Origin of the sequence: Citrobacter braakii (assembly GCF_002075345.1) — a bacterium.
Lineage (GTDB): Bacteria > Pseudomonadota > Gammaproteobacteria > Enterobacterales > Enterobacteriaceae > Citrobacter > Citrobacter braakii.
Genome location: NZ_NAEW01000003.1, coordinates 500,790 through 516,130 on the forward strand (window position 1 = coordinate 500,790; position 15,341 = coordinate 516,130).

The 15,341-nt window shown below is 51.9% G+C and carries 17 protein-coding genes; 9 read left to right on the plus strand and 8 right to left on the minus strand.

The annotated features are described in order from the left end of the window. The first annotated feature begins 61 nt into the window (after window positions 1–61). Window positions 62–1,264 (plus strand): serine-type D-Ala-D-Ala carboxypeptidase, encoded by a 1,203-nt coding sequence (gene dacC, locus BZK42_RS09585; RefSeq protein ID WP_016156089.1) that lies wholly within the window; start codon window positions 62–64, stop codon window positions 1,262–1,264. 45 nt (window positions 1,265–1,309) lie between these two features. Here dacC and deoR read toward each other — a convergent pair whose 3' ends face one another. Further along, window positions 1,310–2,068, minus strand: a complete 759-nt coding sequence (gene deoR, locus BZK42_RS09590) for a DNA-binding transcriptional repressor DeoR (protein ID WP_016156090.1) — start codon at window positions 2,066–2,068, stop codon at window positions 1,310–1,312. Window positions 2,069–2,132: 64 nt separating this feature from the next. Beyond that, window positions 2,133–2,741, minus strand: coding sequence for an undecaprenyl-diphosphate phosphatase (gene ybjG / locus BZK42_RS09595; protein ID WP_016156091.1), 609 nt, complete (start codon window positions 2,739–2,741; stop codon window positions 2,133–2,135). Window positions 2,742–3,038: 297 nt separating this feature from the next. On the opposite strand from ybjG, the gene BZK42_RS09600 reads away from it, so the two are divergent. Then, complete coding sequence (locus tag BZK42_RS09600) at window positions 3,039–4,271, plus strand: MFS transporter (RefSeq protein ID WP_047501216.1); 1,233 nt, start codon at window positions 3,039–3,041, stop codon at window positions 4,269–4,271. A gap of 28 nt (window positions 4,272–4,299) precedes the next feature. Here BZK42_RS09600 and BZK42_RS09605 read toward each other — a convergent pair whose 3' ends face one another. The 3 genes from BZK42_RS09605 to BZK42_RS09615 form a co-directional block, all read right to left on the minus strand. Beyond that, complete coding sequence (locus BZK42_RS09605) at window positions 4,300–4,581, minus strand: hypothetical protein (RefSeq protein ID WP_019076373.1); 282 nt, start codon at window positions 4,579–4,581, stop codon at window positions 4,300–4,302. A 106-nt stretch (window positions 4,582–4,687) separates the two neighbouring features. Then, window positions 4,688–5,503: a Cof-type HAD-IIB family hydrolase gene (locus BZK42_RS09610; protein WP_016156094.1), complete on the minus strand. Its 816-nt coding sequence runs from the start codon at window positions 5,501–5,503 to the stop codon at window positions 4,688–4,690. Further along, entirely contained in the window at window positions 5,503–6,711 is a 1,209-nt protein-coding gene (locus BZK42_RS09615; RefSeq protein ID WP_029139467.1) for an MFS transporter, read from the minus strand. Before BZK42_RS09615 ends, BZK42_RS09610 begins: the two co-directional genes overlap by 1 nt. An 85-nt stretch (window positions 6,712–6,796) precedes the next feature. On the opposite strand from BZK42_RS09615, the gene BZK42_RS09620 reads away from it, so the two are divergent. Next, window positions 6,797–7,357 (plus strand): TetR/AcrR family transcriptional regulator, encoded by a 561-nt coding sequence (locus BZK42_RS09620; protein WP_049040682.1) that lies wholly within the window; start codon window positions 6,797–6,799, stop codon window positions 7,355–7,357. Here the strand turns inward: BZK42_RS09620 and BZK42_RS09625 are convergent. Together BZK42_RS09625 and BZK42_RS09630 are read right to left on the minus strand one after the other, a co-directional pair. Next, on the minus strand, window positions 7,344–8,141 hold the full coding sequence (locus BZK42_RS09625; protein WP_080859048.1) for an SDR family NAD(P)-dependent oxidoreductase: 798 nt from the start codon (window positions 8,139–8,141) through the stop codon (window positions 7,344–7,346). The genes BZK42_RS09620 and BZK42_RS09625 overlap by 14 nt on opposite strands. Before the next feature lie 267 nt (window positions 8,142–8,408). Beyond that, a complete protein-coding gene (locus tag BZK42_RS09630) occupies window positions 8,409–10,094 on the minus strand; it encodes an aspartate:alanine antiporter (RefSeq protein WP_016152406.1) in 1,686 nt (561 codons plus the stop codon). Window positions 10,095–10,363: 269 nt separating this feature from the next. Here BZK42_RS09630 and BZK42_RS09635 point away from each other — a divergent pair, with 269 nt between their 5' ends. Further along, the gene (locus BZK42_RS09635; RefSeq protein ID WP_016152407.1) at window positions 10,364–10,744 is read left to right on the plus strand and encodes an inner membrane protein YbjM; all 381 of its coding nucleotides are present in this window, start codon (window positions 10,364–10,366) and stop codon (window positions 10,742–10,744) included. A gap of 34 nt (window positions 10,745–10,778) precedes the next feature. Here BZK42_RS09635 and BZK42_RS09640 read toward each other — a convergent pair whose 3' ends face one another. Next, on the minus strand, window positions 10,779–11,042 hold the full coding sequence (locus BZK42_RS09640) for a GrxA family glutaredoxin (protein WP_016152408.1): 264 nt from the start codon (window positions 11,040–11,042) through the stop codon (window positions 10,779–10,781). 172 nt (window positions 11,043–11,214) lie between these two features. Between BZK42_RS09640 and BZK42_RS09645 the strand changes: the two genes are divergently transcribed. The 5 genes from BZK42_RS09645 to potF all read left to right on the plus strand — a co-directional run bounded on the left by BZK42_RS09645 (window position 11,215) and on the right by potF (window position 15,286). Next, the gene (locus BZK42_RS09645; protein WP_019076379.1) at window positions 11,215–11,505 is read left to right on the plus strand and encodes a YbjC family protein; all 291 of its coding nucleotides are present in this window, start codon (window positions 11,215–11,217) and stop codon (window positions 11,503–11,505) included. Then, window positions 11,489–12,211 carry a nitroreductase NfsA gene (gene nfsA / locus BZK42_RS09650; RefSeq protein ID WP_016156098.1) on the plus strand — a complete coding sequence of 241 codons (723 nt, stop codon included), beginning with the start codon at window positions 11,489–11,491 and terminating at the stop codon, window positions 12,209–12,211. The genes BZK42_RS09645 and nfsA overlap by 17 nt, the downstream gene beginning before the upstream one ends. Window positions 12,212–12,270: 59 nt before the next feature. Continuing rightward, window positions 12,271–13,173, plus strand: a complete 903-nt coding sequence (gene rimK, locus BZK42_RS09655) for a 30S ribosomal protein S6--L-glutamate ligase (protein ID WP_016152412.1) — start codon at window positions 12,271–12,273, stop codon at window positions 13,171–13,173. A 90-nt stretch (window positions 13,174–13,263) separates the two neighbouring features. Continuing rightward, complete coding sequence (locus BZK42_RS09660; protein WP_016152413.1) at window positions 13,264–13,740, plus strand: type III secretion system chaperone family protein; 477 nt, start codon at window positions 13,264–13,266, stop codon at window positions 13,738–13,740. 433 nt (window positions 13,741–14,173) lie between these two features. Further along, window positions 14,174–15,286, plus strand: coding sequence for a spermidine/putrescine ABC transporter substrate-binding protein PotF (gene potF, locus BZK42_RS09665; protein ID WP_080859049.1), 1,113 nt, complete (start codon window positions 14,174–14,176; stop codon window positions 15,284–15,286). The last annotated feature ends 55 nt before the right edge of the window (window positions 15,287–15,341 follow it).

Consider the following 15,341-nt stretch of genomic DNA (forward strand, 5'->3'; position numbering starts at 1 on the left):
TTTTGTGTAAACACGGTGTGGTATGACGTGGTTTTTTGGAATGGATACTCGGGTGGCATTTATGACGCAATACTTCTCTTCACTTCGCAGCTTTGCTGCAGGTTCTGCACTCTTAATCCTTTTGGCGCCGAGCGTACAGGCGGCGGAGCAACCAACGGCCCCACCGAGTGTCGACGCGCGCGCGTGGATCCTAATGGATTACGCCAGCGGTAAGGTTCTGGCGGAAGGTAATGCTGATGAGAAACTGGATCCTGCCAGTCTGACCAAGATCATGACCAGCTATGTGGTCGGTCAGGCTCTGAAGGCCGGGAAAATTAACCTCAACGACATGGTCACCGTGGGCAAAGACGCCTGGGCGACCGGTAATCCGGCCCTGCGCGGTTCGTCGGTTATGTTCCTCAAACCTGGCGATCAGGTTGCAGTGTCCGATCTGAACAAAGGCGTTATCATCCAGTCTGGTAACGATGCCTGTATCGCACTGGCTGATTACGTTGCTGGCAGCCAGGAATCCTTCATTGGTCTGATGAACGGCTACGCGAAAAAACTGGGGCTGACCAATACCACTTTCCAGACCGTGCATGGCCTGGATGCGGCAGGACAGTTCAGTACCGCACGTGATATGGCCCTGCTCGGGAAAGCGCTAATCCACGATGTACCGGAAGAGTACGCTATCCACAAAGAGAAAGAATTTACCTTTAATAAAATCCGCCAGCCGAACCGCAACCGTTTGTTGTGGAGCACCAACCTGAACGTGGACGGTATGAAAACCGGTACTACGGCCGGGGCGGGATACAACCTGGTCGCTTCTGCGACCCAGGGGGATATGCGCCTGATCTCCGTGGTGTTGGGGGCGAAAACCGACCGCATTCGTTTTAATGAGTCAGAAAAGTTGCTGACCTGGGGCTTCCGCTTCTTTGAAACCGTTACGCCGATTAAACCGGATGCCACTTTCGTGACGCAGCGCGTCTGGTTTGGCGATAAGAGTGAGGTTAATTTGGGCGCCGGAGAAGCGGGCTCGGTGACTATCCCGCGTGGTCAGCTCAAAAACCTGAAGGCCAGCTTTACCCTGACCGAACCACAGTTAACCGCGCCGCTGAAGAAAGGCCAGGTTGTGGGGACTATCGACTTCCAGTTGAACGGGAAATCCATCGAGCAGCGTCCACTGATGGTGATGGAGGCCGTGGAAGAGGGGGGATTCTTTAGTCGCATGTGGGACTTTGTGATGATGAAATTCCACCAGTGGTTTGGCGGCTGGTTCTCTTAAGCTTAGCGTTTGCCGGATGACGCTATCGCCATCCGGCAGTATCGCTTAATACATCAGTTTGATACGTTGCGCTTTCGCGTGCTCAACAAACGCCTCGTCAGGACGGCTATCGCTGACGATGGTATTAAAGCGTTTTACTTCACCCATCCGCGCAGGACGCACCTTACCAAATTTGCTGTGATCGACCACCAGCACGTGATGCTGCGCCATCGACATCGCCCAGTGTTTCACCGGTAGCTCTTCCAGGTTAAAACAGGTCGCGCCTTTCTCAATATGAACGCCAGCTGCGGAATAAAAAGCGATATCCGGGCACAGGTTGTTCAGCGTTTCCTGGAAATCAAGCGGTTTGAAAATTGCGTTGCTGGCATGGAATTCGCCACCACACAGAATGACGCGGCACTGCGGTTTTTCCTGCAGCACCAGAAACGTATTCAGCGAGTAGCAGATTGCGGTGAAAGGCAATTCATTGTCGATAGCCTCAATGATCCACGGCGTGGTGGTACCACAGTCGAAAAAGATAGTCTGATGTGCCTGCACGAGGCTTGCCGCCATCTGGGCGGCACGGCGCTTTTCATCAACCAGTCGGGATTTTTGATCGCTGATTAAATAGTGATTGGCGCTGCGGGGTTCCAGAACAATATAGCCCCCGAGCAAGACGACGGGAGCATCGTGATTATTCAGGTCGCGACGAATGGTCATCTCAGATACGCCCAGCAGCGTCGCGGCTTCTTTGAGGTGTAATTTATCGCTGCGTTTCAGCGCCTGCAGTAATTGACCAATACGCTCGTCGCGTCGAGTTTCCATAGTTCCCCTGGAGAGTAGAATAAGTGCTCAGTATCGCGCTTAATACTACTCTTTTTACCGTGGGTTAGTCACGCACCCAGCCTTTACGGATGGGCAGAGCGAAGCAGGCGCGATAGCCATTTTGCAAGCCGAGGTACAGGGGCGTGCCAAACCGCTGCCAGATCATCTGGGCGCTCAGGCAGCCAATCAGCCCGGCGAGTAATCCTCCCAGCATATCCAGCGGCCAGTGTACGCCAAGGTAGACCCGCGACCAGGCAATCGCCACAGCAACGACCATCAGCAGAGCGCCCGTCCACAGGCGATGCCAGAACAAGAAAGCCAGTGCAAAGGTAAAGATAACCGTACCGTGATCGCTCGGGAAAGAGTCATCCGCCGCATGATGCAGGAAGTTGTAACCGATGTGGTTAACAAACGGACGATCGTGAGGGAACAGATGCCCCATCAGCCATGAAATCGTCAGACCGACGATCAGCGCAATCGCCATTTTTATAACTAACTGGCGCTGGAGAGTAACCTGGGCTCGCGGCCCCCAAAGCCAAAGCACAACGGCTAACAGCGGTACGATGTTAATCAGGTCTTTGGCAATAAAAATGGCAAGCGATATCATCCATTGCGCAGAGTCCGGCGTGGCATTGATGAGATAAAAAAGTGAGTTGTTCAGATTTTCCAGCATAACGTCCAGACTCAGTGTAATCGTTAAAAAGGCCCAAGAGGGGAGAGCATAAAATTGCTTTCACGGGATAAAAAGCGGTCTTGTCTTATTTGTCTGTTAAATGACTATTTTTCAGACAATTAATGAGACTTATTGAACATGATAGCGGTCTCAACTTAAATTAACCTTAACGCAAAATGTTCCTGAGCAAATGAGTGTAAAAATGTGCGCAATTTGCTTTCAAATCACATAATTCACTATCACCAGTACGGCGCATTTATTACACTTTGCGCGATTTTTCTATAGTTAAGAGACTGCATGCAGAACCGTTTATCTTCAGGCGCCCGTTTGGGGCGTCAGGCATTACTTTTCCCTCTCTGTCTGGTGCTTTACGAATTCTCTACTTATATCGGCAACGATATGATCCAGCCCGGAATGTTGGCGGTGGTGGAGCAATATAATGCCGGATTAGATTGGGTGCCCACATCCATGACCGCCTATCTGGCTGGCGGCATGTTTTTGCAGTGGTTATTAGGACCGCTGTCGGATCGAATTGGACGTCGCCCGGTGATGTTAACCGGCGTGCTCTGGTTCATTGTGACCTGCCTTGCAACCCTGCTTGCGCAGAATATTGAGCAATTTACCTTCCTGCGTTTTTTACAAGGGATAAGCCTGTGCTTTATTGGCGCGGTGGGTTACGCCGCAATTCAGGAATCCTTTGAAGAAGCGGTGTGCATAAAAATTACCGCGCTGATGGCAAACGTAGCGTTGATTGCGCCCCTGCTGGGGCCGTTGGTCGGTGCAGCCTGGGTACATGTTCTGCCGTGGGAAGGGATGTTTATCCTGTTTGCCGCCCTGGCCGCCATCTCTTTTTTTGGTCTGCAACGCGCGATGCCGGAGACGGCAACCCGGCTTGGTGAAAAGCTGTCGATTAAAGAGCTGGGCAAAGATTATAAGCTGGTGCTGAGGAACGTGCGCTTTGTTGCAGGCGCGCTGGCATTGGGTTTTGTCAGCCTGCCGTTACTGGCGTGGATTGCGCAGTCCCCGATTATTATCATCAGCGGTGAACATCTCAGCAGCTACGAATATGGCCTGTTGCAGGTGCCGATTTTTGGCGCGTTGATTGCCGGTAACCTGGTACTGGCGCGCCTGACCTCGCGAAAAACCGTACGTTCGCTGATTATCATGGGCGGCTGGCCAATCGCCGTCGGGCTGGTGATTGCCGCTGCGGCCACGGTGGTGTCATCCCATGCGTATCTATGGATGACAGCGGGTTTAAGCATCTATGCGTTTGGTATTGGCGTGGCGAATGCGGGACTGGTACGTCTGACGCTGTTTGCCAGTGAAATGAGTAAGGGCACGGTTTCTGCCGCCATGGGTATGTTGCAGATGCTGATTTTTACCGTCGGTATTGAGCTGAGTAAACACGCTTATCTGCTCGGAGGAAACGGCTTGTTCAGCCTGTTCAATCTGGCAAGCGGCGTACTGTGGGTGATTCTGATGGTTATCTTCCTGAAAGATAAACGGGTAGGGGATTCACGGGAAGGTTAAAGCCCGGTTGCCCGGGCCAGGCAAAAACTTAGTGGTGATCGTCAATCTGGTGTTCGATGATCATTCCTTCACCGACGCTTGCAACATGTCGCGCATAAGGATGTGCGCGATAGACTGGGGCCGGGGCAGGCGCCGGAGCAACATACACCGTTTGTGGCGCGGTGGTGACGCTGACCGCCTGCGGAACGCTGACGGAAGAGGGCACTACCACCACCTTATAACCGCTTGGTACATCAACGGTAACGCTTTGCGCAAATGTTGTCCCCGCAAAACCCAGCAACAATGTCGCTATCAGTACACTTTTCTTCATAATCCGCTCGTCTGAATATTCACTGGAGGTAATAATCCAGCGGGTTAATTTGAGGCGGATTATGAATAGATCATGCCATCATTTTGTTGCCGTCTGTGCTGAGGCGTTATTGCGTAAACGGTGCTTCATTCTTTAACACGCGGTCGATAATATCCAGCACGCCCTCTTCGTTGTTCGACCCTGCGCGATATTTTGCCGCCTGGATAACCGGCTCATGGGCGTTCGCCATTGCAAAACTAAATCCTGCCTGACGCAGCATCTCAATATCATTGCCGCCATCGCCAAACACAACAACCTCATCGTCGGTAATATTCCAGCGTTGTTGCAGCAGACGCAGACCGTTTGCCTTATGCACTCCGGGTATAATTAAATCGATGCTGCCGTAGCCGGTATGTACCGGCACCATAATGTCGCCAATCGCCTCATGGAGGTCAGCCTGCACCTGGGGGATACGATCGTCTGAAATATTTAGCCCGAACTTGAAGAAAATGTCGTTGAGGTTGTCAAAATTATCCACAAATTCAAGACGATGATAATACATGGCGGAGACAGTCTTATGCTCATCGCTGTACCGCTTCAGGGTATAGGCGCTATTTTTACCGCAGGCGATAATGTCGATGTCCGTACGGGTCAGCAGATGTTCCACGATGGCCTGGAAATCGTCTTTTGCCAGCTCACCGTTAAAGACATCTTCCCCTTCACTGACCACCCATCCGCCGTTTTCGGCGACAAATGAGATTTCACTGGCCAGTTCAGGGAAAAAGGAGATGAGCTGGTAATATTGGTTGCCGCTGGCGACCACAAAGCGGATCCCTTGTTCTTTCATCTGGCGGTATTGCGCCATAAAGCGCTCACGATTATAGGTTTTTTGGTCGCTTAAAAATGTGCCGTCCATGTCGACTGCAATCAGTTTGATACGCATTAGCTGTTCTCCATCACAGTGGTGTTTTTGAGATCCGGTTTTGCCACCGCTTTCGCGACGATGGCGGCGACAAGCACCAGCGCCAGCACCACCAGCATAGCGCTACGCAGGCCGTAGTGTTCACCCAGGTAGCCCAGCAGCGGTGGTCCAACCAGGAATGCCAGATAGCCGGTAGTGGCGACAACGCTGACGCGGGTTGGCGCATCGGGGCCGGTGTCGCTGGCAGCCGAAATGGTCAGTGGGAAGCCCAGTGATGCGCCGAGTCCCCACAGAATAACGGAAACACCCGCCACCCAAGTGCTGTCGACAAAAATAATCAGGCTAATCCCAAGAGCACCCATTAGCGCACTGGCGCGTACTACCGCGACGCGGCTGTAGCGGTCGATGAACCAGCCGCCAGTAAATCGTCCAACGGTCATACCCAGCGTAAATCCGGCATAAATCAGCGAGCCTGATGTCGGGCTAAATCCATGTCCGTCCACCATCAGCAGCGGAAGCCAGTCGTTGGCGGAACCTTCAGCAAATGCCATTGCGAGCACCACGACGCCAATCAGCAATAACTGAATATCGCGATAAAAAGGCAGTCCTTTTTCGCCGGAGTGAGACCCGTCAGCGGCATTTTTACCCGTGCCGTCAGGAATGGCTTTGATGGCGATGAAGATAGGGGTGATAGCCACCATCGCCGCCAGCAAGATATGCGCGGTCGCCGGTACGCTGAAGGCGGTAAGCATCATCCCGACTCCGGCACCCGCCAGCGTTCCCAGGCTGTAAAAACCGTGCATCATCGGCAGTACGGTTTTATTCATTTCGCGCTCAACAGCCGCACCTTCGACGTTGATGGCAACTTCTGCTGCGCCAAAGCTAGCGCCGAACACGCCCAGACCAAATGCGAAAAGCCATGCGGAATGCAGCCAGAGCGCCACGCTGAGGATTGCCATTCCGAGGACTGCGCAAGACATGGTGGTGCGGATCACTTTACGCGTGCCAAATCGTTTCACCAGCCAGGCCGAACAAAGAATGCCACTCATCGAACCAATTGAGAGTCCAAACAGCACCGCGCCCATTTCGGCGGTTGAGATGGAGAGGATATCTCTGATGGCAGGGGTACGCGTTGCCCAGGAGGCCATTAATAATCCTGGTAAAAAGAAGAACGTGAACAGTGCCCAGGTGCGACGTCTTAAGGCTTTGCGTGATGAGATGCCAGTCATGAATTCGAGCCGAAGAAAAGAGGAAAGAAGACAACCTTAGCAAGGTTGTGTACATTTGTACACAAATGCAAGAAGAGGTAATGCAGTGCGACGTGCGAACGATCCGCAGCGGCGGGAAAAAATAGTTCAGGCGACTCTGGATGCGGTAATAGCCCATGGTATTCATGCGGTTACACATCGGAAGATTGCGACAATTGCTCAGGTGCCCTTGGGTTCTATGACCTATTACTTTTCGGGAATTGATGAGCTTTTAATGGAGGCGTTTGAGCGTTTTACTGACAGGATGATGCTGCAGTATCAGGCTTTTTTTGCCGACGTTGCGGATGCGTCGCAGGCTTGCCATGCGATTACCGATATGATTTACAGCTCCCAGGTCACGACACCCGATAACATGGAACTCATGTATCAGCTGTATGCCTTCGCCAGCCGTAAACCGGCACTAAAAACGGTGATGCAAAACTGGATGTTACGCAGCCAACAAACGCTGGAGCAGTGGTTTGCTCCGGTTACGGCGCGGGCGCTGGATGCGTTTATTGAAGGGATGACGCTGCATTTTGTCACGGACAAAAAACCACTGCGGCGAGAAGATATCTTGCTGATGGTGGAGCGTATTGCGGGGTTGCCCGCGACGGTCAGCTGTGCGTAGCGCCGCCGGTTATATTCACCACCGTTGCGGTGATTGCTCCGGCATGGTCTGAAGCCAGAAAGGTCATTACCTCAGCGATTTGTGCAAGCGTAGGTAGGCGCCCAAGCATGGTACTTTGCGCCGCACCAGCTAACCATTGTGCGACGGTAATACCCATTGACTGCGCTTTAGCAGTAAAAATTTCCCCGGTATAGGAACCGGCCTGAACGGCATCCACAATCGCATGCGAGCGCACGCCGACGACCCGAATATTCGCCGGCCCCAGTTCGCTGGCAAGCGCTTTAATAAAGGCCTCTGTTCCCGCACAGCCAACGATGTGTCCCAGATGTCCAGGCATCGCCATCGGGGCCGCGGGCGCAACAACGGTGAGAATGACGCCAGCACGATTGCCGCCCATGTGTGGTGTTACGGCTTTTGCGATATTGAACTGCGCCGAGAGGAAAGGGGTGATACCGCTCATAAACTCAGAAAGGGATAATGCCTCGATGCGTTTGCCCTGTTCATGCATAAAGCCGGTTGCGTTAACCACCACATCTATTCCACCGGTTTGCTGCGCAAGGTGAGTAACTTGTTTTGAGGTACCGTATTCGTCGAGGACATCGGTGACAAAGGTTTCGACGGCACCGCCCGCGGTTCGAATGCTACTGGCCGCCCAATCCAGCTTTTCCTGACTGCGCGCGCCCAGATACACATGAGCGCCTTCACGCGCCATAGCATGCGCAACTGCACTGCCTATAGCGCCGCTGCCACCGAAAATTACCGCGACTTTGCCTGCGAGTAACATAGCAACCACCTATTACCTTTAGCTCTGACTAAAAGTATGCGTCATAACCGGCATGCTGCAAATGTGAGAGAGTTTCGGGGGAGGGAGTCAGCGAACGCAAAATTCAGGCAACAAAAAACCCATCAACCTTGAACCAAAACGGCGGGGTTGATGGGCTCCACAAATTGGGGACATCAAAGAAAAGCAGTGGCAATAGTTATGACTGACGTCTTGAAGAAAAGTTCTGCTTACCTGCAAAAAATTTTCGTTTAAGAGTAAATTTCAGCGCTAACCAAGCCCAGGCCAGACAATGACGATGAGTGTCCCCGCTAATGTCAGCAGTACGTTGGCAATTGCGTAGGTCCCGGCATAGCCTAATGCGGGGATGTTGCTGCGTGCCGTATCGCTGATGATTTCCATTGCCGGAGCGCAGGTACGCGCGCCCATCATGGCGCCAAAAAGCAGGGCGCGGTTCATGCGCAATACGTAAGCACCGAATAAGAAACAGATGACAACCGGCACCAGGCTGACAACCAGGCCGGCAATCAGCATTTGACCACCCACGGCGCCAAGGCCATTGCCAATGCCGCTGCCCGCGCTTAAACCGACGCCTGCCATAAATACCATCAGGCCAAACTCTTTGACCATGTTCAGCGCCCCCTGTGGGATATAGCCAAACGTTGGATGGTTGGCACGCAGGAAGCCCAACATTATCCCGGCGAATAGCAGTCCAGCCGCGTTCCCGATGCCGAAGCTGAAATTACTGAACTGGAAGGTGATCATCCCGATCATCAGACCGATGATAAAGAAGGCGCAGAAGGCCAGCAGATCGGTCACCTGACTGTGAATGGAAATGAAGCCGATACGATCGGCAATGGTTTTGACGCGGCGAGCATCCCCACTGACCTGCAGCACGTCGCCTTTATTAAGCACGACGTTATCATCGATAGGCATTTCAATCTGGCTACGGATCACGCGGTTGAGAAAACAGCCGTGATCGGTCAGTTTCAACTGGGCCAGGCGGCGGCCAACGGCATTGTGGTTTTTCACCACAATCTCTTCAGTGACGATGCGCATATCGAGCAGATCGCGATCGAACACCTCTTTACCATTACGGAAGCTGGGATCGAGGCGGGCATGTGCATCAGGATAACCCACCAGGGCTATCTCATCGCCCATTTGCAGTACCGCGTCGCCATCCGGGTTGGCCAGGATGCCGTTGCGACGGATGCGTTCAATGTAACAACCGGTCTGGCGATAGATACCCAGCTCGCGCAGATTTTTGCCATCGGCCCATGCCACCAGTTCCGGGCCAACGCGATAGGCACGAATTACCGGCAGATAAACCTTACGGTTGGCATCAGTGTCCAGACCTCGTTCACGTGCGATTTGTTGGGCGCTGGTTTGCAGATCCTGATGCTGAAGTTTCGGCAGGTAGCGCGCGCCAACAATCAGACTGACCAAACCAATCAAATAGGTGAGCGCATAACCGAGACTCAGGTTATCGAGGGCGGTTGAAAGCGATGTCCCCGACATTCCGGAATGGCGCAAGGTGTCACCCGCGCCGACCAGCACCGGCGTTGAGGTCATCGAGCCGGCCAGCATACCTGCCGTCAGGCCGATGTCCCAGCCAAATAGCTTACCCAGCCCCAGGGCGATCAGCATGGCGCTGCCGACCATCACCAGAGCAAGCATTAGATAATTTTTCCCATCGCGAAAAAAAATCGAAAAAAAGTTGGGACCGGCTTCGACGCCGACACAAAAAATAAACAGCATAAAGCCGAGATTTAATGCATCGGTGTTAATACTAAAGTGCTGTTGACCTAATAATAGGGACACCACTAAAACGCCAATGGAATTACCGAGTTGGACTGAACCCAGACGTAATTTACCCAGACACAGGCCCAGTGCCAGGACCACAAATAATAACAGGATGTAATTCCCATTTAACAAATCTGCGACGTTTATATTCACGGAGACTAACTTCTTGTTTACTAGTAAGCTATTGAAAGAAATGGCAATTTACGCTAATGTTTTTGCCAGAAATTAAGGGGCGACAGCTTCGTACACAGCCCCAAATAATGCAGCATAACAATATATGCGGTTAGTTTAATCTCATTACGTATCAACGGCTATAAGAATCGTGTGAGTGTGTTTTTGGCATGGAATGCCTGGTTACTTTATCTGACTGGACGCCTGCGGGCGAAAAGAGTGTTCGATAGAGAATGTGTCAGGAGGAACAATTGAAACATAAGCAAAGTTGGGCGGGTGCGGTCTGCTGCTTTGTGCTCTTTATTGTGGTGTGTCTTTCATTAACGCTGAACGTGAAAGGGGCATTCAGAGCGGCAGGGCATCCTGAGGTCGGATTGTTGTTTTTTATCCTGCCTGGTGCTGCAGCAAGCTTTTTCTCCCATCGTCGGGAGGTGCTCAAACCCCTTCTTGGTGCCATGTTGGCGGCGCCGTGCTGTCTGTTACTGATGCGGTTCGTTTTTATGCCGACGCGTTCATTGTGGCAAGAGCTGGCGTGGTTGTTTAGTGCGGTGTTTTGGTGCGCGCTTGGCGCATTGTGTTTTTTGTTTATCAGCAACTTGTTCAATCAGCATCATCGACGGAAAAAGAACTGAAGACGCCCTCCAGCGGAGGGCGTAGAAACGGCGATCAGGCGAACAGATTCATGTTCTCTTTTGCCCACGCTTCAAAATCCGTGCAGCCGCCGATGTGTTTTTGATCAACAAAAATCTGCGGAACGGTTTCAACTGGCTTACCTACCGTCTTTTCCAGATCGGCTTTCGTAATACCTTCGGCATGGATATCAATGTAGCGGAAGTTAAAATCGTCATGCTCATTGCTTAATTTTTCTGCTAATTCTTTTGCGCGCACGCAATACGGGCACCCTGGACGACCAAAAATAACGGCAAACATCTCTCTCTCCTCGAACTTATCAGGCCGGATGGCAATACTTGTTATGATGCCGCGATTTGTGACAGATGAAAAGCAGGTTCAGCCTGTTGCTTTGATATCCTCAAGCTATAACTGTTAAACACGACAAGCCGGAACGTTTTATAATGAAAGCCATTTCGCCGGGAGGCCGCTTATGCGCGCAATTGGTGCATTACCCAAAAGCGTATTGATGCTGGAAATAATCGGGATGGTTTTGTTATCGCTGGCGCTGCTATCGCTTAACGATTACCTCACTTTACCCGCACCGCTTGGCAGTCCGTTAGCCTGCGTGGTGATGATATTTCTGGGTGTGCTGCTGATGCTTCCCGCCGCGGTGGTATTAACGTGGCGTATTGCTCAACTGGTTGCGCCGCAGCTGATGTCACGAACCCCCGGTGATTCTTCACGTTCAGACAGAGAAAAAAGAGATGACGCCAACCATTGATTTACTTCGTAGCCACCGTTCCATTCGCCATTTCACCGATGATGCCATTTCGGATGCGCAGCGGGAGGCGATTATTGCCGCCGCTCAGGGGACCTCAAGCTCCAGTTTTTTACAATGCACAACCATCGTTCGCATAACGGATAACGCCCTGCGTGAATCACTGGCTACTTTATCCGGCGGACAAAAACATGTGGCGCAGGCTGCCGAGTTCTGGGTGTTTTGCGCTGACTTTAATCGCCATTTGCAGATTTGCCCTGACGCGCAACTCGGGCTGGCGGAACAGCTGCTACTGGGCGTTGTTGATACCGCGATGATGGCGCAAAATGCGCTGACGGCGGCAGAGTCTTTGGGGCTTGGCGGCGTGTTTATTGGCGGTCTGCGAAATAATATTGAGCCGGTCACTGAACTGCTGAAGCTTCCGCAACATGTTCTGCCGTTGTTTGGGCTATGCCTCGGCTGGCCTGCTGATAACCCGGATATCAAGCCGCGACTGCCAGCGTCGCTTGTGGTGCACGAAAATCAGTATCAGCCACTCAACAAAGACGTTTTGTCGCAATATGATGAGCAGCTCGCGCAGTACTATCTGACCCGCGGGAGCAATACGCGCCGTGACACCTGGAGCGACCATATTCGCCGTACCATCATTAAAGAAAGTCGTCCCTTTATCCTGGAATATTTGCATAAACAGGGATGGGCTACGCGCTAAAGATTTTAACGCAGTGTATGATACGCCAGCTTTTACCAGGTCATTCAGAGAGGTGCAGGGTGAAAATTGCCATTTTGTCCCGGGACGGAACGCTCTATTCTTGTAAGCGCCTGCGTGAAGCGGCGATGCAGCGTGGTCACCTGGTTGAAATTATCGATCCCCTTTCTTGCTATATGAACATCAGCCCGGCGGCGTCCTCTATTCATTACAAGGGCCGCCAGCTTCCTCATTTCGATGCAGTGATCCCAAGGATTGGTTCAGCGATTACCTTTTACGGTACTGCGGCGTTGCGCCAGTTTGAGATGCTGGGTAGCTATCCGCTGAATGAGTCGGTAGCGATTACGCGTGCGCGCGATAAGCTGCGTTCGCTGCAGTTGCTGGCGCGTCAGGGAATCGATTTACCCATCACCGGGATTGCTCACTCTCCGGACGATACCAGCGACATGATTGACATGGTTGGCGGCGCGCCGCTGGTGGTAAAACTGGTTGAAGGTACGCAGGGGATCGGCGTGGTACTGGCGGAAACGCGGCAGGCCGCAGAAAGCGTGGTGGATGCCTTTCGTGGGTTGAATGCCCATATACTGGTTCAGGAATATATCAAAGAAGCGAAAGGGCGAGATATTCGCTGTTTCGTGGTCGGTGACGAGGTGGTGGCCGCCATTGAGCGCCGGGCCAAAGAAGGTGATTTTCGTTCTAATCTCCATCGCGGTGGGGTTGCCACTATTGCGAATATCACGCCGCGGGAAAGGGAAATTGCGCTCAAAGCCGCTCAGACAATGGGTCTGGACGTTGCTGGCGTTGATATTCTGCGTGCTGAACGTGGGCCGCTGGTCATGGAGGTCAACGCTTCTCCTGGCCTGGAAGGGGTGGAGAAAACTACCGGAATAGACATTGCCGGCAAGATGATCCAGTGGATTGAGCGTCACGCTACGCCTGAATTTTGCCTTAAAATCGGCGGCTAAGCACAATATCGATTGCGATCGTAGTATGACACGCTCTTTTTGCGTAAGCTGTGCCGGTATTTTTTTCATCAATAGAGGTCGCACATTATTATGACATCACTGGTCGTTCCCACTCTGGATACGTTGCGTCAATGGCTCGACGACCTGGGCATGAGTTTTTTTGAATGCGATACCTGTCAGGCGCTGCATTTGCCGCACATGCAGAATTTTGACGGCATCTTTGATGCAAAAGTTGATTTGGTCGATAACGTCATTCTGTTTTCCGCGATGGCAGAAGTCAGACCTTCTGCACTACTGCCGCTGGCCGCTGATCTGTCTGCGATTAACGCCAGTTCACTGACGGTGAAAGCCTTTCTGGATATGCAGGATGATAATCTGCCAAAGCTGGTGGTCTGCCAGTCTTTATCCGTTATCCCGGGCGTGACGTTTGAGCAGTTCGAATATTTTGTTCGCCAGAGTGAAGAGCAAATATCGATGGTGATCCTCGAGGCCGGTGCGCATCAGCTGTTATTTAACGCTGAAGAAGATGCGCAAAACAGCAACGCCGAAGTTCATTTCCTCCATTAATTCTTCCTGAATCTGGACATATATTGCGCAGCCGCTGCCAAAGCGGTTGCGTATTGCCTGTTTTTATTCTGCATTTAACCGTTCATTAAAGAATTATTCACCTTCATTCAGCGACTTCCGCTGTATGTCATAGACAATTCATGCATAAAAAATTGATAAAAGACGTTTTTTAATCTGGGCTATATCCACAAATCCTGGCTAAAGTTATTCTTGCGAAGCTTATCAACGTCATCATTCAAACAGCCCCTTGTGGCCTGACCTGTGGCCACAATGCATATTGAATGCATGGGCGGATAACAGCGCGCAATAGCGGCGTGAGGAGAGGCCTCTCTTTTCATGGGTGCCGCTTGAAAGAATATGCACGTTTCTTGCATATCATTAGAGTGTGACATTTTTGTTCGTTTGTTAACGAACTTTCAGAAGGAAAGAGATTATGACCGCCTTAAATAAACGATGGTTACCAGGCCTGGTTGCGGGTGCTCTGATGGCCATCTCTGCTGGCACGCTCGCTGCTGAACAAAAAACGCTGCATATTTATAACTGGTCTGATTATATTGCCCCAGATACGGTGGCTAATTTTGAAAAAGAGACCGGAATTAAAGTTATTTATGACGTATTTGATTCCAATGAAGTGCTGGAAGGTAAGCTCATGGCTGGCAGTACCGGCTTTGACCTTGTCGTTCCATCCGCCAGTTTCCTTGAGCGTCAACTGACCGCGGGCGTCTTCCAACCGCTGGATAAGAGCAAATTGCCTGGCTGGAAAAAACTCGATCCTGAATTGCTGAAGCTGGTGGGTAAACACGATCCGGACAACAAGTTTGCGATGCCGTATATGTGGGCAACAACCGGTATTGGCTATAACGTGGATAAAGTGAAAGCGGTACTGGGGCCGGATGCGCCGGTTAATAGCTGGGATCTGATCCTCAAGCCAGAAAATCTGGAAAAACTCAAAAGCTGCGGCGTCTCTTTCCTCGACGCGCCCGAAGAAGTGTTTGCCACCGTGCTGAATTATTTGGGTAAAGATCCAAACAGTACCAAAGCGGATGATTACACCGGACCGGCAACCGATCTGCTGTTGAAACTGCGCCCGAATATTCGCTACTTCCACTCCTCGCAGTACATTAACGACCTGGCAAACGGTGATACCTGCGTGGCGATTGGCTGGGCCGGGGATGTATGGCAGGCGGCAAACCGGGCGAAAGAAGCGAAAAATGGCGTCAATATTTCCTTCTCAATTCCTAAGGAAGGTGCGATGGCCTTCTTTGATGTGTTCGCGATGCCAGCCGATGCGAAAAACAAAGACGAAGCCTATCAGTTCCTCAACTACCTGCTGCGCCCTGATGTAATTGCGCATATTTCTGACCACGTGTTCTATGCCAATGCCAACAAAGAAGCGACAGCACTGGTCAGCCAGGACGTTCGCGACAACCCGGGCATTTACCCGCCTGCCGATGTCCGCGCCAAGCTGTTCACGCTGAAAGTACAGGATCCGAAGATCGACCGTGTACGTACTCGCGCCTGGACGAAGGTAAAAAGCGGGAAATAACCCGATGTACGGGACGTGACCCGGCAGGATTTACGCCTGCCGGGCAGTGTTGATC